The organism is Pseudomonas sp. m6p (genome assembly GCF_055760375.1).
In genome coordinates, this window is sequence record NZ_CM147084.1 from 4,878,145 (window position 1) to 4,903,136 (window position 24,992).

The 24,992-nt window shown below is 59.4% G+C and carries 22 protein-coding genes; 6 read left to right on the forward strand and 16 right to left on the reverse strand.

Annotated elements, in window-relative coordinates; genetic code table 11:
* Positions 1–21: 21 nt before the first annotated feature.
* On the reverse strand, positions 22–501 hold the full coding sequence (locus ACYZUM_RS22220; protein ID WP_007963710.1) for a LabA-like NYN domain-containing protein: 480 nt from the start codon (positions 499–501) through the stop codon (positions 22–24).
* A 245-nt stretch (positions 502–746) separates the two neighbouring features.
* A complete protein-coding gene (locus ACYZUM_RS22225) occupies positions 747–1,505 on the reverse strand; it encodes a DUF2076 domain-containing protein (RefSeq protein WP_108183880.1) in 759 nt (252 codons plus the stop codon).
* A 178-nt stretch (positions 1,506–1,683) separates the two neighbouring features.
* Here ACYZUM_RS22225 and ACYZUM_RS22230 point away from each other — a divergent pair, with 178 nt between their 5' ends.
* Together ACYZUM_RS22230 and ACYZUM_RS22235 are read left to right on the forward strand one after the other, a co-directional pair.
* Positions 1,684–2,358 carry a YciC family protein gene (locus ACYZUM_RS22230; RefSeq protein ID WP_108183881.1) on the forward strand — a complete coding sequence of 225 codons (675 nt, stop codon included), beginning with the start codon at positions 1,684–1,686 and terminating at the stop codon, positions 2,356–2,358.
* A 74-nt stretch (positions 2,359–2,432) separates the two neighbouring features.
* Complete coding sequence (locus tag ACYZUM_RS22235; protein ID WP_108183882.1) at positions 2,433–3,512, forward strand: endonuclease/exonuclease/phosphatase family protein; 1,080 nt, start codon at positions 2,433–2,435, stop codon at positions 3,510–3,512.
* A 116-nt stretch (positions 3,513–3,628) separates the two neighbouring features.
* Here ACYZUM_RS22235 and ACYZUM_RS22240 read toward each other — a convergent pair whose 3' ends face one another.
* The 4 genes from ACYZUM_RS22240 to ACYZUM_RS22255 all read right to left on the reverse strand — a co-directional run bounded on the left by ACYZUM_RS22240 (position 3,629) and on the right by ACYZUM_RS22255 (position 8,084).
* Positions 3,629–4,465 carry an ABC transporter ATP-binding protein gene (locus ACYZUM_RS22240; protein ID WP_041065116.1) on the reverse strand — a complete coding sequence of 279 codons (837 nt, stop codon included), beginning with the start codon at positions 4,463–4,465 and terminating at the stop codon, positions 3,629–3,631.
* A complete protein-coding gene (locus tag ACYZUM_RS22245) occupies positions 4,453–5,256 on the reverse strand; it encodes an ABC transporter permease (protein WP_041065113.1) in 804 nt (267 codons plus the stop codon). Before ACYZUM_RS22245 ends, ACYZUM_RS22240 begins: the two co-directional genes overlap by 13 nt.
* Positions 5,257–5,266: 10 nt before the next feature.
* Positions 5,267–6,253, reverse strand: a complete 987-nt coding sequence (locus ACYZUM_RS22250) for an ABC transporter substrate-binding protein (protein ID WP_108183883.1) — start codon at positions 6,251–6,253, stop codon at positions 5,267–5,269.
* A gap of 340 nt (positions 6,254–6,593) precedes the next feature.
* Positions 6,594–8,084 (reverse strand): aldehyde dehydrogenase, encoded by a 1,491-nt coding sequence (locus ACYZUM_RS22255; protein WP_108183884.1) that lies wholly within the window; start codon positions 8,082–8,084, stop codon positions 6,594–6,596.
* Between the two features lie 222 nt (positions 8,085–8,306).
* Here ACYZUM_RS22255 and ACYZUM_RS22260 point away from each other — a divergent pair, with 222 nt between their 5' ends.
* Complete coding sequence (locus ACYZUM_RS22260; RefSeq protein ID WP_108183885.1) at positions 8,307–9,251, forward strand: LysR family transcriptional regulator; 945 nt, start codon at positions 8,307–8,309, stop codon at positions 9,249–9,251.
* On the opposite strand, the gene ACYZUM_RS22265 is transcribed toward ACYZUM_RS22260, so the two are convergent.
* The 8 genes from ACYZUM_RS22265 to ACYZUM_RS22300 all read right to left on the reverse strand — a co-directional run bounded on the left by ACYZUM_RS22265 (position 9,234) and on the right by ACYZUM_RS22300 (position 18,614).
* On the reverse strand, positions 9,234–10,418 hold the full coding sequence (locus ACYZUM_RS22265) for an MFS transporter (protein ID WP_108183886.1): 1,185 nt from the start codon (positions 10,416–10,418) through the stop codon (positions 9,234–9,236). The two genes, ACYZUM_RS22260 and ACYZUM_RS22265, sit on opposite strands and share 18 nt — an antisense overlap.
* The gene (locus ACYZUM_RS22270; RefSeq protein WP_108183887.1) at positions 10,415–11,650 is read right to left on the reverse strand and encodes an ATP-grasp domain-containing protein; all 1,236 of its coding nucleotides are present in this window, start codon (positions 11,648–11,650) and stop codon (positions 10,415–10,417) included. Before ACYZUM_RS22270 ends, ACYZUM_RS22265 begins: the two co-directional genes overlap by 4 nt.
* Before the next feature lie 38 nt (positions 11,651–11,688).
* The gene (locus ACYZUM_RS22275) at positions 11,689–13,071 is read right to left on the reverse strand and encodes an FAD-binding oxidoreductase (RefSeq protein ID WP_047296761.1); all 1,383 of its coding nucleotides are present in this window, start codon (positions 13,069–13,071) and stop codon (positions 11,689–11,691) included.
* A 139-nt stretch (positions 13,072–13,210) separates the two neighbouring features.
* Positions 13,211–14,110 (reverse strand): hypothetical protein, encoded by a 900-nt coding sequence (locus ACYZUM_RS22280; RefSeq protein ID WP_254616369.1) that lies wholly within the window; start codon positions 14,108–14,110, stop codon positions 13,211–13,213.
* 25 nt (positions 14,111–14,135) lie between these two features.
* The gene (locus ACYZUM_RS22285) at positions 14,136–14,876 is read right to left on the reverse strand and encodes an alanyl-tRNA editing protein (RefSeq protein ID WP_108183888.1); all 741 of its coding nucleotides are present in this window, start codon (positions 14,874–14,876) and stop codon (positions 14,136–14,138) included.
* 78 nt (positions 14,877–14,954) lie between these two features.
* Positions 14,955–16,016 (reverse strand): pyridoxal phosphate-dependent aminotransferase, encoded by a 1,062-nt coding sequence (locus ACYZUM_RS22290; protein WP_108183889.1) that lies wholly within the window; start codon positions 16,014–16,016, stop codon positions 14,955–14,957.
* Entirely contained in the window at positions 16,013–17,596 is a 1,584-nt protein-coding gene (locus ACYZUM_RS22295; protein ID WP_041065084.1) for a phenylalanine aminomutase (D-beta-phenylalanine forming), read from the reverse strand. The genes ACYZUM_RS22290 and ACYZUM_RS22295 overlap by 4 nt, the downstream gene beginning before the upstream one ends.
* Before the next feature lie 4 nt (positions 17,597–17,600).
* Positions 17,601–18,614, reverse strand: a complete 1,014-nt coding sequence (locus tag ACYZUM_RS22300; protein ID WP_108184437.1) for a TauD/TfdA family dioxygenase — start codon at positions 18,612–18,614, stop codon at positions 17,601–17,603.
* Between the two features lie 327 nt (positions 18,615–18,941).
* Between ACYZUM_RS22300 and ACYZUM_RS22305 the strand changes: the two genes are divergently transcribed.
* Entirely contained in the window at positions 18,942–20,351 is a 1,410-nt protein-coding gene (locus ACYZUM_RS22305; protein WP_108183890.1) for an amino acid permease, read from the forward strand.
* Between the two features lie 668 nt (positions 20,352–21,019).
* Here ACYZUM_RS22305 and ACYZUM_RS22310 read toward each other — a convergent pair.
* The gene (locus ACYZUM_RS22310) at positions 21,020–21,568 is read right to left on the reverse strand and encodes an antitoxin Xre/MbcA/ParS toxin-binding domain-containing protein (protein WP_017849609.1); all 549 of its coding nucleotides are present in this window, start codon (positions 21,566–21,568) and stop codon (positions 21,020–21,022) included.
* Between the two features lie 237 nt (positions 21,569–21,805).
* Between ACYZUM_RS22310 and ACYZUM_RS22315 the strand changes: the two genes are divergently transcribed.
* Positions 21,806–22,975 (forward strand): lysozyme inhibitor LprI family protein, encoded by a 1,170-nt coding sequence (locus ACYZUM_RS22315; protein ID WP_179294960.1) that lies wholly within the window; start codon positions 21,806–21,808, stop codon positions 22,973–22,975.
* Between the two features lie 317 nt (positions 22,976–23,292).
* Entirely contained in the window at positions 23,293–23,784 is a 492-nt protein-coding gene (locus ACYZUM_RS22320) for a hypothetical protein (RefSeq protein WP_239778225.1), read from the forward strand.
* Positions 23,785–24,504: 720 nt separating this feature from the next.
* Here the strand turns inward: ACYZUM_RS22320 and ACYZUM_RS22325 are convergent.
* Positions 24,505–24,744 (reverse strand): hypothetical protein, encoded by a 240-nt coding sequence (locus tag ACYZUM_RS22325; protein ID WP_081791613.1) that lies wholly within the window; start codon positions 24,742–24,744, stop codon positions 24,505–24,507.
* Positions 24,745–24,992: the final 248 nt, after the last annotated feature.

Genomic DNA, 24,992 nt, shown 5'->3' on the forward strand with positions numbered 1-24,992 from the left:
CGTTCAAATCAATTTTTCAGCTTAATTCTTCAGCAACAACGCGCCTTCGATCGGCACGTAACGGCTGGCGGCGCGGATCAGCGAGTTGGCGGTCAAGCCGGGCACGCCGTAGGCGACTGCCTGTACGCCGTGCTTGCTGATGATGCGTTCGAGCAGCATGTCGAAGTCGCCGTCACCGGAGGCCAGGACGATTTCGTCGACGTGGTCGGCGGCGTCCATGATGTCGAGGGTGATGCCCACGTCCCAGTCGCCCTTGGCCGAGCCGTCGCTGCGCTGGATGTAGGGTTTGAGTTTCACGGTGAAGCCGAGGTTGCGCAGGATCTGCTGAAACTGCTGCTGCTTGCTGTCGCCACGGTCGATGGCATAGGCATAGGCCTCGACGATCTGCCCCTGTTTGCTGATGTCAGCCCACAGCGCGGCGTAGTTGAAATGGCAACCATAGGCCTGACGCACGGTGTAGTAGAGGTTCTGCACGTCGGCGAACACTGCGATTTTTTTCACCGGGATTCCTGTGAGCGCATAGCGCACGAAGCGGGATCAGGCGCCTGGCCCGAAAAAGGCGCTCAGTATGCCAGTCCACAGGAAGGTGGCGCGAATAATCGACCCACCACTCCAGACGGATGGTGGACTGTGGCGAGGGGATTTATCCCCGATGGGCAGCGCAGCGGCCCCGAAAATGGGACTGCTGCGCACTCCATCGGGGATAAATCCCCTCACCACAGGTTTGATACTGGCGGGCTGATCAGTCAGACAAACGAATCGTCGTCATCGAAAAACGACGAGCTGTCATCGCTGTAGTCCGTGTCGGTAAACCCGCCCTGGTCATTGCCGGAGAAACCGTTATCGGCCACACGCTGGTCATTGCCCCAGTCATTGCCGCTCTGGTCGGACACCTGCGCCGGCTCTTCCTTGATCACTTCAACGATTTCTTCAGGCTGCTGGTTGTGATGGAACAGGCTGCTGATGCCCTGTGCCAGCATCACGCCACCGGCCACGCCAGCGGCGGTTTTCAGGGCGCCGCCGAGGAAGCTGCTGCCCGCAGCCGGGGCGGCTTGCTGCGCGTAATTGGGCGGTGGTGCGGCATAGTTCTGTTGTGGCGCTGGCGCCGTATAGTTCTGTTGCGGTGCCGGTTCACGCCAGCCGCCGGTGGAGGCCGGAGCGCTCTGGGTCGGCGCCGGACGCGAGCTGCTGCCGCCGAAGATGCTCGACAGGAAACCGCCACCGCCGCTTGGCGCCGGGGCCGCACTCTGAGCCTTGGCCGCTTGCAGTTCAGCCTGCAATTGCTGGACTTGCTGGGTCAGCAGCTTGTTCTGTTCGTCGAGGCTCTTGATGGCCGCCTCTTGCACCAGAATCGCCTGGGTCATGAAATAACCTGCCGCCGGCTGGCGGGTCAGGTGTTCCTTGATCCGCGCCTCGGCCTGGGCGTCGCGCGGGGCTGCCTCCGTTTCGGCCTGTTGCAGCCGGGAAAACAGTCCATCGATCAGGGTTTGCTCTTCGCTGTTCATGGCGACCTCGTAGATTGCCGGGGATAACGTTGCCCGTGCCCACTGCGGACATGGCGCACCTCTGTAATGGAGGCAGTGACAGGATGTTTCAACGACCTTTACCGAATGTTTACGTTTGTGTCGGCCCACGCATCATCGGTTAAAGTGAGCCACTGTTTTCCACCTGCGATACCGACTGATGAATGCCTTCGATGTACTGCGCGACTCTCTGTATTTTTTCAAACGCCACCTGGGCAGCATCGTGCAGCTGTGCCTGCCGCTGGTGATCTTCGAGGCGGCGCTGCAGCAAGTGGTGGACCATGTCACCGACCCGGACAGTTTCTCCGCCGCCAGCGTGGTGGTCGGTCTGCTGGTGTATCCGTTGTACACCGCCGCGCTGATCCTGTTCCTCGACGCCCGCACCCGCGGCGAAGCTCCGCGCAATCTCGATCTGCTGGCGATGTCCGCGCGCCTGTGGCCGCGTTTCGCCCTGCTCACGGCGCTCAATACCTTGCTGATTCTGCTGGGGCTGTCGTTGTATTTCCTGCCAGGCTTGATGCTGATGGTCATGCTCGCATTTGGTGAGTACCTGCTGGTGTTGCGCGGTATGGGGCCGTTGCAGGCGATGAAGGAAAGCCTGCGCCTGACCCGCGGGCATTTCTGGCGGATCCTGCTGTGCATTCTGTGTGTGATGGGGCCGTTGTGGCTGCTCAAGGGCGCGACCCTGGCGGCCTACCCCGACCCGCAGAATCCGCTGATCGCGGTAATGATCGACAGTGCGCACAGCTTCCTGCAGCTGTTCACCAGCGTGGTGCTGTTCCGTCTGTTCATGCTGATCAGCGAATTGCCTGACAAACGTAGCGGAGCAGTCTGACTTCAGGAGACTTGGGCCAAGCGTCTGCGGTCGGGTATGCTCGCAAGCACTTTTGTAACGCGATAAGCCGAGCCATGCCCCGTCTGCTGCGCTACTCCCTATTGTTGATCGTGCTCGCCATCGCCCTGATCGGCGGGCTGATCTACAGCCTGACCTGGCGCCCCGGCGCGCGCGAAACCTTGCCGGTCACCTGCACCGGCACCCCACCGACACTGGTGCCCGGGCAGGCACTGAAAGTCATGACCTGGAACGTGCAGTACCTGGCGGGCAAGCGCTACGTGTTCTGGAACGACCTCGCCCAAGGCACCGACGAAGCGCCAACCCCGGAAGACATGGCCTTCAGCCTCGACGAGGTGGCGCGGGTGATCCGGGACGAGCAGCCCGACGTGGTGCTGCTGCAGGAACTGGATGACGGCGCCAAGGCCAGTGATTACCAGAACCAGCTCAAGTTGCTGCAGGAACGGGTCACCGACCTCTACCCGTGCAGCGCTCACGCGTTCGACTGGAAGGCCGATTTCGTTCCCGACCCGCACATTTTCGGCAGCGTTGGCCGGCAATTGGCGACCCTCAGCCGCTACCGCATCGAACACGCCGAACGCCTGCAATTACCGGTGCCGCCGGCGAATATCATCGCTCGACAGTTCGCACCCAAGGATGCGTTGCTCGCCACCAAGCTGCCGCTGAGTGACGGCGGGCAACTGACGGTATTCAACACCCATCTGGATCGCGCCAGCCAACCCGACGAGACCTTGCAGGCGCAAGTGACGGCGGTGGCCAAGGTGCTCGACAAGTATGAGAGCCAAGGCCTGGCGTGGCTGATCGGCGGCGATTTCAACCTGTTGCCGCTGGGCCAGTATCAACGCCTGCCCGCTGAACAGCGCACGCCCTACTCCGTCGACAGCGCCCTGCATCTGTTGTGGGACAAGTACCCGATGATCCCGACCAACAACGAGGCCAGCGGCGTCGACCGCGCCCACTGGCTGACCCACTACCCCAACGACCCCGGCCTCAACGGTCCGGATCGCACCGTCGACTACCTGTTCTACAGCCCGAAAATCAAACGGGTCGAAGCGAACGTGCGCCAGGACGATACCTTGCGCATTTCCGATCATCTGCCGGTGATTGCGCGGTTCCTGCTGCCCGCGGCTCCCTGATCACCAATGACCCCTGTAGGAGCTGTCGAGTGAAACGAGGCTGCGATCTGTTGATCTTCAAAAAACAAGATCAAAAGATCGCAGCCTGCGGCAGCTCCTACAGGGGACTCATGTGATCAATGGACTTCTTCCAGGTCGTCATGCAGCAAGCCGAAAATCTCCCGCTTCATGTCGATAAACGAGCGCTCCATCACCATGTCCAGTGAGCGCGGACGCTCGATCGGCACGTCGAGGATCTGCTTGATCCGCCCCGGTTTGGCGCCCATGACATAGACCCGGTCGCCCAGCAGGATCGCCTCGTCGATATCGTGGGTGACGAACAACACGGTCTTCTTGCTGTTGCCCCACACCCGCAACAATAACTGCTGCATTTGCAGGCGGGTCTGGCTGTCGAGGGCGCCGAACGGTTCGTCCATCAGCAGAATCTGCGGGTCGTTGGCCAGCGCCCGGGCAATCGCCACGCGCTGCATCATCCCGCCCGAGAGCTGCTTGGCGTAATTGTCAGCAAACCCGGCAAGCCCGACTTCGTTGACGTAGTAATCGACAATTTCCTTGCGCCGCGCCGCCGGCATGCCACGCCGCTTGAGGCCGAACTCGACGTTCTGCCGCACCGTCAGCCACGGAAACAGTGTGTAGCTCTGGAACACCATGCCGCGATCGGCACCGGGGCCCTGCACTTGCTGGCCGCCGACGTAGATCTCGCCGGAGGTTGGCTCGGCGAGGCCGGCGGTCAGGTACAACAGGCTCGATTTGCCGCAACCCGACGGCCCGACCAGCACCGCGAACTGCTGATCCGGCACCTCGAACGACACCTGTTCCAGCGCCGTGAACGTACCGCCATCAGGCTTTTTGTAGCGCAGGCTGACCTTGTCCACTTGCAGGCGCGGGGCGGCTTGCGGCGCCGCAGCGCGCGATTCGGTAAAGCGATGATTGGCGGCAGTTACTGAGCCCATGCGGCAACCCTCAGGCGGAGAAAGCGGAACAGTTGATCGGTGACCAGCCCCAGCAGGCCGATGATCGCGATGGCGAGGAAAATCACGTCGACCTGAAAACCGCGCATGGCTTTCAGGCTCAGGTAACCGAGGCCACTCGACGCGGCGACCAGTTCGGCCACCACCAGATAGGTCCAGGCCCAGCCCATCGTCACGCGCAAGGTGTCGAGCACGCCGGGCACCGAGGCCGGGGCGATCACATGCAGCACCGCGTCGCGGCGGTTGGAACCGAGCGTGTAAGAGGCGTTGATCAGGTCCTTGGAGATGCCCTTGGACACATCCGCGATCATCACCAGTTGCTGAAAGAACACGCCGAAGATGATCACCGATACCCGCTGCTCCAGACCGATGCCAATCCACAGGATGAACAGTGGCACGAACGAGGTCACCGGCAGGTAACGGATGAAGTTGACCAGCGGTTCGAGAAACGCCTGGACGATGCGAAAGCTGCCCATCAGCAACCCCAGCGGTACCGCCACCAGCGACGAGACGATGAACCCGACCATCACCACTTCGACACTGGCCCACACATGGGTGCCAAGGGTGCCGTCGCGGCTCAGGCGCACGGCGGCTTCAACCACCGCGCCGGGCGTCGGCAGAAACATCCCCGGGACGATGCCGCCGTAGGACAGCCCGGCCCACAGTCCGACCAGCAACACCCAGGCCAGACCACTGGCGCTCCATACCACCGGGACCGGCAAGCCGGTCTTCGGTGTGATGCAGCGACTCAGCCATGAATTGCGCTTGAACATGACCAGTCTCCTAGAGCGGGCTGACGAAACGGTTATCCACCAGATCATCGTTACTGACGTTGTAGGGTTTGCCCTGCAATTCACTGGCGGTTTCGTTGGCCAGTTTGATCAGCGGTGCACTGTCACCCGGCGCGCCCGGTTTGCCCAGCAGCTTCTCGCTCATGGCCTGATCGTAGAAACGCACGCCTTGTGCTGCAGCAGCCAGTTCCTTCGGATCGGACAGATAACCGCCGACGCCCTTGGCCATGATTTCGTAGGCTTGCTGTGGATGGTCCTTGGTGTATTGCACCGCCTTGTAGAGACCGGCGACCAGCGCCTTGACGTCTTCGGGCTGCTTCTCGATCACCGTGCAGTTGAGCGCCACGACATCGACAATCACCCCGGGCGTGCTGCTGCTGTCGATCAGCACTTTGCCCTGCTGCTTGTCGCGCACCATCGACAGGTGCGGTTCCCAAGTCACGGCCGCCGGCACGCGACCGGCAATGAACGCGGTGGCAGCATCGTCGGCAGTCATGTTCTGCACGGTGATGTCGCTCATTTTCATGCCGTTCTTTTTCAGCAGATAGGAGAGCCAGAACTGCGAGGTCGAACCTTCGTTGACGGCCACGGCCTGGCCCTTGAGTTCCTGCAACGACTTCACGTCCTTGCCCACCAGCACGCCGTCGCCACCATGGCTGTCATCCAGTGCCGCCACAGCCTTGAAGCAGAACTGCGGACGGTATTTGAGCACTTCGTCGATGGTCGAGGCCGAACCGGAGAGTTGTCCGGAAGCCTGTGCGGCCATGTACATCGAAGCTTCCTCTACCACCGGCAACTCGACGGTCAGGCCGTTTTCCTTGAAGTAGCCCAGGTCCTGAGCCAGATACAGCGTGCCATAACCCACCCAGGTGGTATGGCCGATGGACAAGGTACCGGCCTGCGCGCCGGTCGCGACCGTGGCCGCCAGGGCGGTGATCGCCAGTGGAAGGGTGAGACGGAGACACAAGGACTTGATCATGGAGCACTCCCGACGCTGTTGATTTAGTTTTGTCATGGGCAGTACGGCCAGCACCAATGATGTGAATCCACGCTGCGGTCTCTGCTGGACTCTGGCGTGAACCACCGGGCTGGCAAGATCGATGGTGGCCCATGTGCGGGCTGAGGAAAATCAGGAAATTGTTGGCAGCAAATGATGAAAAAACTGCTTAGCGTGCACCGCAAAAGCGCGACCTGAGCAGGGATGGTGCACAGTCCTGAAAAGCAAAAGATCGCAGCCTTCGGTGTAGCCTACAGGGTTCAGGTTCGCCCGGTGTAGGAGCTGCCGAAGGCTGCGATCTTTGCTTTTGAATCAACCGCAATCAGCGCAACTGAAACCAGGTGGTTTTCAGTTGGGTGTATTTGTCGAACGAGTGCAGCGACAGGTCACGGCCGAAGCCCGATTGCCTGCCGCCGCCGAACGGCACGGTCACGTCCAGCGCATCGACGGTATTGACCGATACCGTGCCCGCCCGCAGCCTTCGCGCCACGCGGTGCGCGCGATGCAGATCATCGGTCCACAGCGACGCCGCCAGCCCATACACACTGTCGTTGGCCAGGCGCACCGCCTCGTCTTCATCATCGAACGGCACCACCGCCAGCACCGGGCCGAACACCTCTTCGCGAAACAACGCCATGTCGGCACTCACGCCGGCGAAAATCGTCGGTTCGATGAAGTTGTCCGAGCCGTTGAAGCGCCGTTGCTGACCGCCACACACCAGGCTCGCACCCGCCTGCCCGGCCTCACGGATGGCGCGCATGATGCTCACTGTCTGCCGCTGATCGACGATCGCTCCGGCACGGCTTTGCGGGTCGAGCGGATCGCCCGGCAGCCAGCGTTCGGCCTGGGCTTTGAGGCGTTCGACAAACGCATCATGAATCGAACGCTCGACCAACAGTCGCGAGTTGGCCGAACACACTTCGCCCTGATTGAAGAAGATCCCGAACGCGGCTTTTTCCGCCGCCAGGTCCAGATCCCGGCAATCGGCGAACAGCAGATTGGCACTCTTGCCGCCGCACTCCAGCCACACCTGTTTGAGGTTGGATTGCGCCGAGTACTGCATGAAATACTTGCCGACCTGCGTCGAGCCGGTGAACACCAGACAATCGACATCCGGGTGCAGGCCCAAGGCTTTGCCGGTCTGCTCGCCCAGCCCCGGCAACACGTTGAGCACGCCCGGTGGCAGGCCCGCTTCCAGTGCCAGCTCGGCCAGACGCAATGCCGAAAACGGTGATTGCTCGGCCGGTTTGAGGATCACCGAATTACCCGCCGCCAGCGCTGGCGCAAGCTTCCACGCGGCCATGTCCAACGGAAAATTCCACGGCACCACGGCAGCCACCACGCCCAGTGCTTCACGGGTGATGGTCGCCAGTACATTGGCGGCGCCGGGGGCGATCTGGTCGTAGAGTTTGTCGAGGCTTTCGGCGTACCAGCGAAACACCCCGGCGGCGCCCGGCACATCAATGTTGTAGGCGTCCATCACCGGTTTGCCCATGTTCAGCGAGTCGAGCAGGGCCAGCTCCTGACGATGTTCCATCAACAGCTCGGCCAGGCGCAGCAGCACCTGCTTGCGTTCGGCGGGCGGACGTTGCGCCCAGATGCCAGCCTCGAACACGTGTCGCGCGTTCCGCACCGCCGCGTCCACATCCGCCTCGCCACACGCTGCGACATTGGCCAGCAACTGGCCGGTGGCGGGATTGATCGCGGCGAACGTCTGCCCCGATTGCGCGGCGCAGTGCTGGCCGTTGATCACGGCCCGATCGGGAAACTTCAAGGCACCGGCCTGGCGCTGCCACTCTGCAAGTTCGAACACGTCGAATGCTCCTTGGACGTTATTGTGCAGTCGATGGTGGCGCAGGCCCGGACGGGCGAAAATTAGTAAAAATGTCTTCGCAGGCAATGAAAAAACTGCTCAATCGGTTTCCCCAAAACCGCTGTGGATGACTAAGGTTCAAGGATAAAAACAACGTCGCGCAGCGGACGCGGCGGCGCACAAATTGCTTGGAAGTCGAGTCCGCTCGTCCTGAGGTTTGCCGTGGCCGCCTACAATTTGCGTCAGTTGAAATACTTCATCACCACCGTCGAATGCGGCAGCGTTGCCGAAGCCTCGCGCAAGCTGTACATCGCACAACCAGCGATCTCTACGGCGATCAAAGGTCTGGAAGACAGCTTCGCGGTGCAGCTGCTGATCCGCCATCACGCTCAGGGCGTATCCCTGACGCCGAGCGGTGCACGGTTCTTTCGCAAGGCGCAGGAGCTGTTGCGCATGGCCCGGGAGTTCGAGCAGAACGCCCTCGCCGATAACGACATCGTCGCCGGACAGATCGACATCGGCTGCTTCGAAACCGTCGCGCCGCTGTACCTGCCGCAATTGATCGCCGGGTTTTCTGCGCTGTATCCGGGCGTGAAAATCCGTATTCGCGACGGCGAGCAACAGGAACTGGTGCAAGGCCTGACCTCGGGCAGTTTCGACCTGGTGATCCTCTATGAACACGAACTCGATGCCACCATCCAGACCGAGCCGCTGATGCCGGCGCAACGGCCGTATGCGCTATTACCGGTCGACCACCGTTTCGCCCAGTACAAGCAAGTGTCGCTGCGCGATCTGTGTCTGGAGCCGATGATTCTGCTCGACGTGCAGCCGAGCCGAACCTACTTCGTCAGCCTGTTCGAAGAACTGGGCCTGACCCCGCGCATCGAGTTCAGCTCGCCGTCGATCGAGATGGTCAGGGGCATGGTCGGTCAGGGTTTCGGTTTCTCGATCCTGGTGACCCGGCCCCACTCGGAATGCACCTATGACGGCAAGAAAGTGGTGTGCGTGGACATCGTCGAAGACGTCACCGGCTCAGGTCTGGTCGCCGCGTGGCTCAAGCGCGGGCAACTGACCAAACCGGCACAGCTGTTCGCCGACTATTGTCGCGAACAGTTGACCGCCAAGACCGCTGCCTGCCGCACCGAGCCATCAGGAAACCGGGACTGACCGCTGTTCCACGTCGATGCCGATCAACGGGCGTTTGAGCGCAATCGATACCCAGGCGCCCACGGCGGCGATGACGCAGGCGGCAAACCCCAACAGAAACGACATGAAGCTCAGCTCGTTGGCCACTGCCAGCAGGCCGAGCACGGCGGCGGTAGCTTCGGCAGCGCCCCAGACACAGGTCTGCACGGCCATCGCCACGGAACTGCGCCCGCGCCAGATCTTCACGGCCTGAGCCTGGTACAGCGGGCCGCAGATCATCTCGCCGATCACGATAAACACCACCACGACAAACAGGATCGCCTGCGCCTGTGACGAAATGATCAACAACAGGCAGCCCGCGCCGATCAACAGGTTGGAAACGATGACCCGCCACAATCGTGAGACACGCTGCGCGAATGAGGTCACGTAAACCTGGCTGAAGATGATGATCCCGCTGGCCACCAGAAACAGCACGCCGACCAGTTCACTGGAAAAGCGCTCGGTGGCATAGGTAGGGAACACGTAATAAAACTGCGCATAGCCGATCATGGTCAGAAAGTTGATCGCCATGAACGCCACCACCTTGGGCGATGCCTCGGTTTCGCCCGGCGCGGAAGCACGCGCGGTAAACGCCACGCCTGCACTACGCGCCACCTGCGGAATCAGCCGCGTGGAAGCCGTGGCCAGCACGCCCAACAACAGCGGCAGGGCCACAAACCAGTAACCGGTGCCGGCAAGAATCAACGACGCCACGAACGGCGCGACCCCGGCCCCTGCGTTCGCCGCAACATTCTCGTAAGAGAGCACGCGTTCGTGCTCGCCCTCGCGAAAGTACTGCACGATGTAGGAAATCTGCGAGATCGTGGCGATCGAATTGGAGACACCGAACACCACAACCAGTACGACCCAGATCAACACGTTGGTAATGCCCATCGCGGCGGTGACCAGCATCAATAGCGCCGCCACCGCCACACAGAACAAGGCCAGGGCTATTTCCCGGCGTCGCTCGACCTTGTCCAGCATGCCCTGAAAAGCCAATGCGCCGATGCGGTTGGAGACAATCGCGAACCCGACAACGACCCCCGCCGCACTGGTACTGAGGCCCACGGACGCATTGAGCCAAATGGCCATGAACGGATAGAAACAGCTCCAGGCCGCGGACGAAAGAAACCGGACGAAGTAAATCATTTGAATACCGGGCTTCTAGGGCCGCGATCGGTCAGGACACGTACCTGGCCAATCTCGCGCGCAACGACATCGGCATAGCCGGTGAGCATGCCGACCCAGGCGTAGTCGGACGTACCGATGGGCTGGATCACGCTGCCGACGTTGGCAATGGGCGTGTGAATGGAAGCCATCGGCGGAATCTCCCAGTCATGCACGACGGCTTCGTGATCCAGGCAGTACCAGTAGCTCAGGGTCTGGCGGCAAGATTCGACCGGCTGGTATTCAAGCGCAGCCTCCAGCAAGCCCAGTGGCAGCAGCGCCACGTGCTGCAGGACAGTCGCTGGCGCCAGATCGTAGGCCAGCGCAATCTGTTCAACGATGCTCGCGCCGCCCAGGCGCCCCATGTTGGCATCGATCAGATAAGCCGTGGCGTCGTTCGCAATGAACTCGCAATGGAAGAAGCCATTGTCGAACCCTGAACGGGCAATCAGATCGCGGACCGCCTTTTCGATTTTCGCACGCACGGGCAAGGCCATGCGGGCGTCGGCCGGGAACTGGTTGGCGACCTCCGTGAAACCCACTCGGTCGCGCCTGGACAGTCCGAGGAAGACCACCCGCCCCTCCTGGGCAAAGCCTTCCAGGCTGACGAGATCACCCGCGCAATGCGCCTGGACAATCCAGGCAGTGTCTTGCGGGTCGTCGATTCCGCTGTTCAGGATGGCGGCGCGGATCACTGCGCCAGGGTCAGCGTCCGGTGCAATCGAGAGCAGGGTGGTGGCCACCGCGCCAGAGCCGACCGAGGGTTTGAGCACCACATCGTTTTGTTGCCCGGGTGTCAGCCAGGGAATGACCACGTCGCCATCGCTCAGCGACACACAGGTCTCGGCGGGCACATGTTCCGGGATCAAGCGGCCGACGAAGCCCTTGGAGGACAGCCGGGCAAACACCTCAGGCGGCGCCTTGAAGCCGAATTCTTCGGCAATCGCGGATACGACCGGGAACAACTCGTCAAAGAATGTCGTGATGCTGCGAATCACGCCAACCAGTGCGGGATGGGCGTTCAGGTAAGCGGACAGCGCGACCCTGTCGGTAAAGGCAGGAATGCAGGTGACCCCTTCGAACACGTTTTTCGCCGCGCCATGAAAACCCGAGGGGTCAACGGACAGTACCGGTTCGAAGCCCGCACCGCGGATCGCCTCGCACACGTACTTGATGGAGACCTTGTTGATGCCCACTATCAAAATATGATCCATACCTTTCACATCCATCCTTAAAAACAAAAATTCGACAGTTATCGAGCGTCAACCCGTAACGATTGATACATCTTGCCGGGGTTGAACAGGTTGTCCGGATCCAGGGCCGATTTGATGGCCCTCATGAACTGCAGCGCTGCGCCGTGTTGCGCCGACATCCACTTCAGTTTTCCCTGCCCTACCCCATGCTCGCCGCTGACGGTGCCGCCGAACGACAACGCGCGACTCGACAGCCGGCTGAGGAACGCCTGAATGTCCGCACTTTCGTCTTCACCCTCATCGAGCATGATCAGCAGGTGAAAATTACCGTCTCCGACATGGCCGATAAGCGGCGCATCAAGACCGGAGGCAGCAATGTCGGCGGCCGTGGCGCTGATGCAGGCACTCAGACAGGACAACGGGACACAGACATCGGTGGCCAGCCCCTTGCGGCCTTTGTAGAAAGCGTGAAAGGCCCACCAGGCGTCATGTCGGGCTTTCCACAGGGCCGTGCGTTCTTCAAGGCGCTCGGAGATCCTGACCTGCCCGCCGTACTCACCGGCGCAATCCTTGAACAGCTCGACACTGCTGGCGACCGTCGACCGGTCGCCGTGGAACTCCAGAAACAGATGCGGCGTTTCCACCAGCCCCAGTGCCGCAGAATAGGCATTGCACGCACGCACCGCCGTGGCATCCAGCAGCTCGATCCGGGCGATCGAGAGTCCTTGGCCCAGGGCACTGGCCACCGTCTGTACCGCGTTATCCACCGAATCGAACGAACAGACACCGGCAACGATGGCCTCGGGCACCGGATGCAGGCGCACTTGCAGTTCGCTGAAGATGCCCAGAGTGCCCTCTGAACCGATGGCAATCGCCAGCAGATCCAGACCCATGGCCGATTTGGGCGCGCGGGAACCAATGGCGGCGACCGAGCCGTCCGCCATGATCCAGCGTGCGGCTTTGACATTCCCGGCCATGGTCCCGTAGCGCACCGAGTTGGTCCCCGATGCACGGGTCGCCGCCATCCCGCCCATGGAAGCGTTGGCGCCAGGATCGACGGAAAAGAACAGTCCGGTCTCACGCAAGTGGCTGTTGAGTTGCTCGCGGGTAACGCCCGGCTGAACCGTGGCGGTCATGTCGGTGACGTTCACATCGACAATCGCGTTCATTTCCGAGCAGTCGACGCAGACGCCACCCTGTGGCGCATTGATCTGCCCTTCGAGAGACGAACGCGCACCCGACGGGATCAGCGCCACACCGTACTCACGGCAAAGCTTCACGACCTGAATGATTTCGTCTTCGCTGCGAACGGTCACTACCGCATCGGGGGGACTCAGCTCGATGCCGGGAGGCGCCTGGCAGAACTGTTGCCGGATTCCCTGTTCGAGCCTCAAGCGTTCGCCGAACAACTGACGGAGTTTTTCTACGACTGGAGCATTCATTCATCTCATCCCTGTTCTGACTGATGACGGCCGGGTTGCGGTTCTGCGCCCCGTTTTCTGTACTGTCCGCACACTCCTGTGAACGGTTGGTTCTTGCCGGGCCATGCCACACAGAAGCGGCGAAGCGCCCGGCAGTTGTTCACTCCTCGTCTTTTTCACCGACGCGGGCCGCGCGCCCGTCGTACTCCGGACGCCCGGAAACCACCAGCCCGAAGAAATAAGGCTGTGCGCCTGAATCCTCCAGCTGACGACCAGACTTGTTATGCACTTCGATGACCGAGAACAGGTCCACCAGACGGTCCTGAATCTGTTCTATTTCGGCGTCCTTGAGTGTCACCATCGAGCTGTATTTAAAAGAGCCTGAAACATCGAAGTATTCGCTCTTCTCCGGCTTGAGCAGCGACCGGTCCACTTCATGGCGCAGGAACTGATCCTTCAACTTCAACGCATCCACCGTCCTGGGCATCCTCAACGTGGGTGCATGCCGGACAAACGGGTCATCCGGCGTCGCGCGCGGCTTGGACACCAGGTTCAGGAACGCTTCAGTGTCCCGGTCATAAGCCAGACCGATCTGCTGGCACACCAGCTGAATCTCCGCCACTGAGGCGCTGTCGACCATGTACAGATACGTCATCAATGGCAGCAGTTCGAATTGCGCCTCGAACGCGGCGATCACCTCTTCGGTGACAATGAACTCACGCTCGTAGCGACTCAGGCTCAGGGCCCGGCGCAAGATTCTGGAGTCGTGTTCACGCAGTTCCAGGCGCGAAGAGAGATCGGTCACCTCGACGCCTTTGCCGAACAACATTTCGTGGACGTCCGCCGGCAACAAATCCCTGAAGTAGTGCCAGAAATAATCAAAACTGGCTTTGCTGGCCGCATCGATGCCAAGGTGATCATGCAGTTCGACGGCAGCATCGATACTCAGGTATTTCCTTCCGGCCTCGACGTCGCGGTAGTAATTGGCCGAGAACGGAATATTGACCTCGTCGAGAAACGTGGAGATCTTCAGATGCCCCGCGTCGATTCGAAACTGCATGAGAAATGCGCCAAACGCACGTTTGCTATCCAAGCTCTTCCGCCTCTGCCGACAGAGTGACAAGCACTCTGGTCGTGTTTTTCTTGATCTTCATACTGGAAGTCACCACGCCTATTTCTTGCGTATTACGCACATGAACGCCCCCACAGGGGATTGACCAGTCTTCGCATTGCCACCAACGAAATCCCTGTCCCTGGCGGGTATCCGCTTCCGTACGAATCTCATGACTTGCAGAGCAAAACTCGTTCAAGGCATCTGTTGCGCGCCTCAGACTGTCTTCGTCGAACTCACCGACAAACTCGTATTGGTTCTCGCCACCCTCGTCGCTCAACGGCGAACGAACCGGATGCGCAATCGCTCGCCCGAGCGTCCGCTCGAGCATGCAATGAATCAAATGCATCGCCGAATGAACCCGCATCTGATGATATCGCAATGGCCAATCCAGCGTGGCGGTCGCCTGCTGGTCGCTGACCCGCGTCTGCAGCTCAGCGAACGTTTCGTCGTCAATGCTCAGGTAATGCCTGATCTGATCGTCCCGTTTTTTCGTCGCGACGATCTCCAGCGTGCGCAGTGCCTCACCCTCCCCCGCGAGCGGAATGTTCAATACCCCCCGATCGCCCAGTTGCCCGCCTCCCTGGGGGTAGAACACGGTTTCGCCGAGGAGTGCGAAAGGCAGGCCGGCGTCGTCGCGCTCCAGTCGATCAATTCGGCAGTCCAGTTGCTTCAAGTAGGGTTCAGCGTGAAACAACGTCAGCGTCTGGCTCATTTTTACCTCAGTCAAGGTTTCACTGATCTTGCCCTGGAAGCCCTGGGCAATCGCCGAAGGCTCCCTGCCCTGCTGGCCTCAGGCAAGTTCCATGGTTTGCAGTTTTTGCTTCAGTACAGCGCGCAACCGGGTCATCTGCGCCTGGTTGCCGAAGGAGATTCGCAGACACGTCTCAAGACCATAGTCGGTCAACCGGGACGTCAGGAAACCTTCCCTCTCCAGATGCTGATGCAAATCCTGGCAGCGTGGCGCGGTGACGCATTCGACGAAAACAAAATTGACGTAGCGGCTTCTGGCTTCAATGCCGTGAGACTTGAACAGGCTCACGAGCTCCTGCCCCCACGCCTGACAATACGCCGCCGTGTTGTCCAGATGATCGCCGTCCTGCAGGACGTATTCGCCTGCCAGGGCGGAAAACGAACTGACGTTGTACGGCGCACGCCGCGCTTGCAGCGCAGGCACCTGATCGCCGCTCGCGTAAGCCCAGCCAAGGCGCAGGCCGGCAATACCGTAGGCCTTGGAAAACGTGCGCAGGCATATCGCGTTTTCCCGGCTGTTGACGATCTGAATACCAGCCGTGTTTTCCCGATCCGGCGCAAACTCTGCGTACGCTTCGTCGATGATGACGGTCGTGCCGGGTGGAATCAGCGCCACCAGCGATAACAGCTGCGAGGGCAACAGATAGTCGCCCAATGGATTGGACGGATTGACCAGCACCACGACGTCGGGCTTTTGCTCAAGAGCCAGTTGCAATGCCGCCTCATAGTCGCCGCTGGCATCCGGGGTCATCTCGCTGTAGTCGGCCCCCAGCAACGCGGCCCGGATTTTGTACATCTTGAAGCCGTGCTGTTGCGTCACGATGCGACTGCCGGGCTTCAACAGGCTACGCAGCGCAATGTCGATCAGTTCGTCCGAACCGGCGCCCACCACGACGCGCTCGGGATCAACGCGCCAGCGCTCGCCGATTGCCAGGCGCAGAGACTTGTAAGTGACTTCGGGGTATTCGCTGAGCAGCGTCGGCATCGAGGCGCACAGCTGCAGGGCCAGGCCCGATGCACCCAGCGGATTTTCGTTGGCATGCAGCCGGACCGGCTCAGTGATGGCTGTTGCCAACAGGTCACTCTTTCCCGACGAACTCATCGGCCGTGCCCTCCCAGTACCTGGGTAACGAGCGCTTCCAGGTAAGCGGTCAACGCCACATCCCGATCCAGATACGGAATGTGTTCACGCACCCGCGCATGCCAGGCGCGGCCCTTCGGCCCGAGTCTGGCGTTGCCACGAATATCGGCGGCCTGGGCTGCACAGATCAGTTCAAACGCGAGGACGTAACGCGTGTTCTGCAGCACTTCGGTCACCCGGCGCGCGGCGACCAGGCCGAAGGAAACCACATCCTGGAAATCACCGGTGGTGGTCAGGGTCTGGATCGAGACGGGGGTGGCCAGCGAACGGTTTTCCGCCGTCAGCGACGCCGACATGAATTGCCCGCCCATTAGGCCGAAACGCAGGCCACCGTTTTCCGCGCACAGGAATGACGGCAGGCCATTGCTGTTGGCTTTGGTCAGAAAGCGATCGATCCGCCGATCCGAAAGATTGCACAGGGTGATGATGGAGATCGTCAGGTAGTCCATGGCCGAAGCGATGTATTGCCCATGAAAATGGCCATTGTGAAAAACCTCGCCGTTTTCAGGGGTGATCAACGGGTTGTCGTTGGACGAGTTCAGTTCGTTGCCGACCACGCGCTCGACAAATTCGATGGTCTCCAGCACTGGCCCGAGGATTTGCGGCGTGCAGCGAATGGAATAGGCATCTTCGATGGGCATGTCTTCCTGGCGCACCTGGTCGGTGCGCAGGGCGCTCAATTGCGAAGAGAGTTCAAGATCGTCAATCGCCAGTTCCGAGCCTTGCAGATCGGCCCAGATGGCCTCGGCAATTTTTTGCTGGCCCAGGTGCGGTTTCAACTGGTGAACATCCGGATGAAAAGGACGCACCCGAGCCTGCAGCGCTTCAAACGAGAAGGCTGAAATCGACGTGTATTGCTCGAGCAGTTCCCGGGCTTCAACCACATTCATCGCTGCCACCGCGACCATGCAGGAGGTGCCATTGATCAGCGCCAGCCCTTCCTTGTAACTCAGGTGCAGCGGCGCCAGACCCAATTGCTCGAGCGCTTGCGCCGCCGGAATCCGGGCACCGTCGAGGTAGGCATGACCGTCCCCGGTCAGCATCCGCGCAACCGCCGCCAGCGGCCCCAGGTCGCCACTGGTCCCCAACGAACCCTTGCTCGGGATTTCCGGGATCAGGCCGGCGTTGTAAATGGCGATATAGCGGTCGAAATTTTCCAGTGAGAGTGCCGAGTTGCCACGGGACAGCGATACGATCCGCGCAAACATGGTGGCTCGCGCCACACTGTCCGGGAACCGCTCGGCAACGTTGGTCGAGACGCCCTGAATCAGGTTCGATTGAAGCTCGTGGGCTTTGTCGATGGGCACCAGATGGTCAACGAAACCACCCATCCCGGTGTTCACCCCATAAATCACCGCGCCTTGTGCAACGAGATTTTCCAGGGCGTCTCGCGATGCCTGAACCCGTTGCCGGGTGGCTTGCGAAGCGACCACCTTTGCCCCGGGCCGGGAATACCTGATCAAGTCCTTGAGACTGACATCCACGCCGGGGGTCAGTACAAACGTGCTATCCGACGTGAAATTTCTTTCCTGAATCGTCATCTTTTCATCCCTGAGCTGCGTGTGGCTGATCATCCGCCCAATTGGCGATGATCACGTTGATGGTCCTGTTGCCGGAAAAGGCGCGCCGGCCGTGGGCATACTGAAAATTGTCGAGCAGCAAAATATCGCCCGCCCGCAGATCGACATCCTGTTCCAGACGTCTGACGGTGTGGAACAACTCCAGCGTCAGGTCTTGCGGCAGTGGTTCGCCGTCACCGAAACACATGGCCTCCAACAGTTGCGGCGTGTTGCGCAGCGCCTCGGCCAATTCACTGGCGTCCTGTTCACGACCGTCGATACGCGCCCATTCGATCATCGCGGCCGCGCCCCAGAAGTGCGCCTGATTGCACCAGATGTCCGCCGCTTTGCGCGGGTGTCGGCGCATCGGGGCGATACAGTCCTGCCAAAGGATCAGGTCGCCGCCACTCCACTCGAAGTCCCAACCGCGCGCCCGGCACAGCACTTCTGCCTCGGCGGTGCTGGAAGTGGAGAACGTCTCCTGCCAGCTTTTTTTCACCCCGGGCTTGAGATTCACCCGCGCCTCGCCGGGCAGCGTGCGGCGCAACTTGAGCCCGCGATCGGTCAGTTGCTGCAGAGTGGCGCGATCAATCAACTGCTCCAGTTTGCGCATGTCCCCGACCACGGATTCACCGCCGCGCTCCGCAGGCTCGACACACACGAAAGCGATGATTTCGGGCGGATGTTTTACGTAGGCCATTTCCTGATGAAGGATCACCGACCAGTCGGGCGGGGTGCGCGTCGCTTCCATGACCTTGCCCTGGATCGTCGAGCGTGGAGAGCTGCCGCCGACGTAATCGCGCGTGTGAAAACCCAGCGCACCGATGGCCCGTTCAAACACCTCGGGATCCCTGCACGGCGTGGCACCGCGAATGAGCACCGCGCCTTCACTCAGCAGCTGTGCCCGAATGTCCTGCGCCGCCGCTGAAAAATAGCCCGCCGGATCGGCCTCGGCGCCGACCACAAAATCGAATGTCCCTAGTGCATTGCAGCCCGTCACCGTCATCACTCCTCAGTCCCTGGAATCGTTGGCATGTCCCTGTGCGATGCATTAGATACCATCCCCCATTTACAAATTCAACAGATAGAAATATGTTTCTTCCAATAGATTTTTCCAAGCAGCGCGCACGAAATCGCGCGTAACCAAGCTGAAAACTCGATCTAACTGATTGATAAAAATAGAAATAATCTGAAGGAACAGAATCCGTATGACTGTGGAGAATTACCTGTCCCCCACTGTTGGCACCGTCGCATCACTGCATCGGCCCGCCTCGCCCCGCGCAAGTGTCTTGCAAACACTCAAGCAACCTTGCGAGTACCCTTTCTCATGAGCGGACTCCATGCGCACTCAGGTCAACTGCAACGCAGCCTGAAAAATCGACACATCCAATTGATCGCACTGGGAGGCGCCGTTGGCACGGGGTTATTCCTGGGCTCGGCGGGCGCACTCAAGTCTGCCGGGCCCTCGATGATCCTCGGTTACGCCATTTGCGGCTTCATCGCCTTCATGATCATGCGACAACTGGGCGAGATGATCGTTGAAGAGCCGGTTGCCGGCTCTTTCAGCCATTTCGCCCACAAGTATTGGGGCGCATTCGCCGGTTTCCTCTCGGGATGGAACTGCTGGATGCTGTACACCCTGGTCGGCATGTCCGAACTGACAGCCGTCGGCAAATACGTGCATTACTGGTGGCCCGAGATACCGATCTGGGTATCGGCTGCGGTGTTTTTTGTGCTGATCAATGCGCTCAACCTGATCAACGTCAAAGTGTTCGGCGAGGCGGAATTCTGGTTCGCCATCATCAAGGTGTTGGCGGTGATCGGGATGATCGCCATGGGCAGCTACCTGCTGGTCAGCGGTAACGGAGGGCCGCAGGCATCGCTGAGTAACCTGTGGCAGCACGGCGGCTTTTTCCCCCACGGAATGGCCGGCCTGGCCATGTCCATGGCGGTTATCATGCTGTCCTTTGGCGGGCTGGAGATGCTCGGTTTTACCGCCGCCGAAGCGCAAAACCCTCGTCGCGTGATCCCCAAGGCAATCAATCAGGTGATCTACCGTATCCTGATTTTCTACATCGGCGTACTCGTTGTGCTGTTGTCATTGATGCCGTGGGACAGCCTGCTGACGTCGCTCAATGCCTCTGGCGATACCTACAGCGGCAGCCCGTTCGTACGTGTGTGGTCAATGCTCGACAGCAATACCGCCGCGCACATTCTCAACTTCGTGGTCCTTACCGCGGCGTTGTCGGTCTATAACAGCGGCACCTATTGCAACAGCCGGATCCTGCTCGGTCTGGCCCGGCAGGGTGACGCGCCACAAAGCCTGGTCAAGATCGACTCGCGCGGGGTTCCTGTGCGCTCGATCCTCGCAACGGCTGCAGTGACTTTGATGGCGGTGGTGCTGAACTACGTGATCCCGCAGCAGGCCCTCGAAATACTGCTATCGCTGGTGGTGGCGACGCTGCTGATCAACTGGGCGATGATCAGCCTGGCCCACGGCAAATTTCGCCGGCACCTGAACGAGACCCGGCAGACACCACGGTTCAAGGCGCTGTGGTACCCCTACGGTAACTATGTCTGTCTGGCCTTCATGGTGTTCATCATCGCGGTCATGCTGATGGACCCCGTCAACCGGATGGCGGTCTACGCGATTCCGCTGTGGATCACGCTGGTGTGGGTCTGCCACAACATCAAGCACCGCCGCCGTGCTGCGCAAAGCCTCTACGGCGAGGCCTGATCAACCCCGGGCAAAGGCTCACTTGCGCGGTTTGATCCGCGCCGTGGCCTCGGCCACCAGCGGATCATCCGGCCAATAATCGCCTGGATCAGCTACGTCTCTAACCATTGACACAGCAGTAGGCCTGCAAGATTGGGCTTTACCACTGAGTCAGTGAACTGCTCATTGACAGTCAATGTTTGCGCCTGATATTGACGCATCAGGAACGCCAAAAGTGGAGGATTGACAGAGGCATCCGGCCTCAGATTCTTAACGCCTCCAAACATTGACAGTTTTATTTGGGTGAATGCAAACGTGCCTTTGAAAAGGCAGTGCCGAAGCCGATGAGAATTACGACAATTTGCGGCCGAGCCAAGCACTAGCGGCGAGTTCAAACCTACGCCGAGGCTATATACAAAAATCACGACCTCACTGAAGCAGATATGCGCCGAGCGCTGTTTGGCGGTGCAGCCACTTGCGCAGACTCATGCCTTACATGAACATGACAATCTTTCGGATAACTCGAACATCCAGCCAGTGAAGGCTGCGGAGAAAAAGAAGATCGGTGAAAGCGTTCACCCCCGTGTTAAGGGTCACGCTGCGGGTCGGTAATGAGTTTGAGGGTAGGAAGCACACAATGGTCCATGAGGAGGATACGCTCAGTACGCGTCTCGCAGAACAGAAAGCGATCAAAGCGGCCAGGAAGAATTACCGCCTTGTAGAGTTGGTTTCTGTAAAACCGATGTAGCGTGGCTCATCGACTTGCCACCAAAGATCAGTGCACCCGTTATAAGACCATCCCCTCGGCAAACCTGAATCAGCAGTTTCTCGACCATCCGAGTGCCCTGGGTAGTGGATAACAGTGCGAGGGGCTGTTCCTTGGCAAAACGTTGCTTAGGCTTGCTCAGCCAGCGCTGGGCTTTTTTGACGTCTCCGAACAGCGCCTCTGCCATTGCTGTCACATGTGCAAGTCGGAACAACCGATCACTCTCGTCCAGATTTAAGCGTTGTCGGCGAGCCAATCGGGCGTTAAGGGTCCCAACCGGCATAATCTTTTCAAGGGCGACTGCGTCGTACACGCCAGATTCGCTAAGCAATTTGAATCTCTCGGCTGCGAATCCTGCCGCGATAATCTCGTGGTTCTCTTGCTCTGATGCCCCTACGCCAATTTGAAGTGAAACTCCAAGATGACGTCGGTAGTGACGGTACACCGGTTTAGGCAGCAATTCAGCCAACATAGGTCGCCTCTTGACCGGCCATGTTCCACGACGGGTGACGTTCTTCTAGGAAATATGGGCTGGTAGTACAGCCCTGTCAACGTCGGCATCTGACAACAAAAATTCCCCGGGAAGGAAATGTTGCTGCTCAAGACTTCAACTGACGCGTCCACACGAGCATGCAGGTTCTCCTCACGTATTCACATGCCCGGCCGATAACCACTATGCCCTGCTGGGCACTGGATAACGGAATTAGGGATGAACCGGATGATGTTTCGCAACGCTCTCGCATTTACGCTGGCATTAGTGGCCTGTAACTCAATAGCAGCAAGCTTTGATTGTTCTAAGGCCGCAAATTTTGCGGAATCCAGCATCTGTAATGACGGCTATCTGAGTGGCGTCGACAGCATTCTGGCGCGCTCCTATCAAAAAGCCCTCGCTGAAACGGAACACCCGGATGAGCTACGGCAATCACAACGCGAATGGCTATCGGTGCGAGACCAGTGCACCACCCAGAAGTGTCTCGATCAAACCTTGGGAGCTCGTGTCACCTTTCTGGATAGTTACTCACGCGTTGAAAAAAGTAAGGCATACGCTGCAGAAGAGAAGCTGCGCAAGGATGAGTATGAAGCTCAGCGCCAGGCAGAGGATCTTGCCAACTCACAAAGAGATCAGCAGTACCGGATCGCTCAGGAACAATTCCGTCAACAAAAACAGCAATCTGCTCAGCCGCACCAGGTGGCTCAAACACAATCACAAAGTGTGCAACCGGCGCCCTCCTCTCAGAGCCCAGCCAATGTGTTTTCGGCACAGCAAGTGCGCCCTGCTCAGCCTGTAGCTGGGAAACCAGCAGTGCTACGCATGTGGCAGGCCTTCTGGGCAGGCCCGGCATGGAAATACACGCTCTTGATAGGATCTTTGATCACCTGCCTGGCGATCTGGAGACACCACACAGAGGCTGCCACGATCTACACCGACTACACCGATGCTGCGATCACGAATGCGCTGCCCGCGATCGGAGCGGTTGCGGCTCTGATCCTTCGCTGGCTTGAAATGCCTGGCTTGGTCTCAGGGATAGCGTTGGGTACCGGGATTATCTTGGCCATTGCATATGCCGTATTCGCGACCTTCCGGACAAACCAGGGAGCTCTGAGTATCACCCTAGTTATTGTTGCCAAGCTCACTCTCATCACAGTGTTCTACGCGTTGATTGGAATGCTGATCGCGTCTCTCTTTTCGAACAGTGCCAGACGCAAAGGTGAATCCCAAGCGCGTGCTGCTGCTAGAAACAGTCGAGAGAAGAAGCAAACGATGGCTCTGATCACAGGCTTGTCGGTGGCTTACACCGCTTTTACTGCCTGGGTCTGCCGGCGACCTGAGTTCACCTCACTTTCCGAATGCCTGGAATTTGATACAGCACCTGCATAAGCCAGGGCGATCGGAACGCGATCGCGTGCTTTAGTAAACAAGTAGCCCGGGAGATTTCCTGGGCTTTTTTTGTGCCACGTTACTATCAGGGGTTTGGGGAGCAATGGAACCGAAAACCAACGTAAGCACGAATTAGAGTTCGCTTTACTCGTATGTGACTGTTGATTGGAGAACTCTGATTGTCGAAACGAGTTTATCGAACCGCTTTTCGGATGTTTACGGTCCTTCCTGATGTTCGTTAAAGCGGTTTCATAAAACGGTGGTTTTATCGTACTCCCCAGACAGAGCGCTGGTTTGCGGGCAGGTACTGGGCTTAAGTGCGTTTACTGTTCCATTGCTCCCCGAACCCCTCCATCGGGCTGATGCCGTCCGACACCGGCGAGCCTGGCGGGAAACGTCATGGCCAGCAGATGACGCACTACATCATCGAGGGCGGGCCGTTCGATCTTTCCAGCAAGGAACTGATCGAACAGGGCCGCATGTTGTCCTGGATCGACGTGGTAACCAAACGGGTTCCTATGTCGGCAGTGCTGCTCTACGGGCCTGGCGGCGAGCCGGTGCCAGGTACGCCGGAAGATCCGACGATAGATATATCGGCGCTGACCTCGGCGGGTTTGCTGCAGCCAGATCCTGGCAAGGAAGACCCGAAGAACAAGCGCAAGTACACCTGTCCGAGTTGCCACCTGAATCTATGGGGCAAACCGGGGCTTAGCGGTCGGATTCAATGTATTGAGTGCGCAGTCCCGTTTGTGGACTCGAAAGAGCTGGTCGAAGTCCCGCCAGAGGTGGCGGCTGAGAGCGGCGAATAGGCCCGCGCAGATCGCGGGCGAAGCCCGAACCATTCCAACTTGCGGATCCAAGGGGGGCACCCCTTTGGTCGCCGAAGGCATTCCGATGCAATGGCCAGCGCATGAAAAATCGCCCAGCGAGCGGGGCCCGTCAGAGGCCAGAGCGAGCGATGCAGTTATCCACGGGCCGGGAGGTTTCTTGCCCGGGCGGTGGATAACTGCAGGGTGATTTCCTGAGTCGTGCGCAGATCCAGGACGCGGGCTGTTGCATCGCCCGGGCTATCGGCTTTTTCCCTGTATCGATATAAAGAGTGGGGGACGTTGACCTGGTGCAAGCGGAGCGCGCAGCCCGGGACGGGCGAAGGCGTGAGGATCGAAGCCCGAAGGGCCAAGACCCGGCGCGCTTTTGGCCGGGGCTTGGTTTACGAGAGCCGTTTCGGCGAGGCCGAACACGCACAGCGGCGGGGTCACACCGGCTCGCGTTGCGGGTAACGCACCCTATGTTCAATCGGGGGTACAGAGAAGGGGTGCATAGAGAAAACGGAAAAAATCGTACGATAGGCCCTGTGACCCGCAAAGTTCGGGCATGTCTCTGTCAGAGTGTTTGCACTTGCTCGGTTTGCCTTTCATTTCTTGACTACAATCGTGGGAGCTGAAGGATCAGATCCCCTCAACAAAAGCCCCGTCAAGATGCCGGGGCTTTTGTTTTCAGTCCACACCGTTGAGCAGAGAACGACTAGATCATGGTGAGCTGATGCCGGTAGGTGTTGTCATAGAGGTTTGATAGTGCTCCATGTTCAGTCTTTCGCATTCAGCATCTGCTTCTATCTGTGTCGGGTAGGTGAACTGCAATCGCTGCTTATCTTGATTGTCATAAATATCAAACCCGCCAGGAACTGTAGTGGAGTGAAAGCGAGTTCCATTACGAATCGATCCTGTTTCGATGGGGATCGCAGGAACAACAACAAATCTCTGAATCATCGTCGCGTCCTTGTGTTGAGTGAATCTTAACTAATAGCGGCAGCCCGCCACTTCTTCAAGTTTTGATAAACCCAATGACAACCAAGCAGCCTGAAGCCGTGGCCTGTCAGGTTGAAGTCATAGAGGTTTGTAGGGAAACGTCAGGAAAAGCCGAAATAGCCCCTATCTTGACGTACTTCGGTCGTCCGGTCTGACGCCAGGTTGAGGCATACCCCATTCGGACACCGACTACACAACCTAAGGGCTTG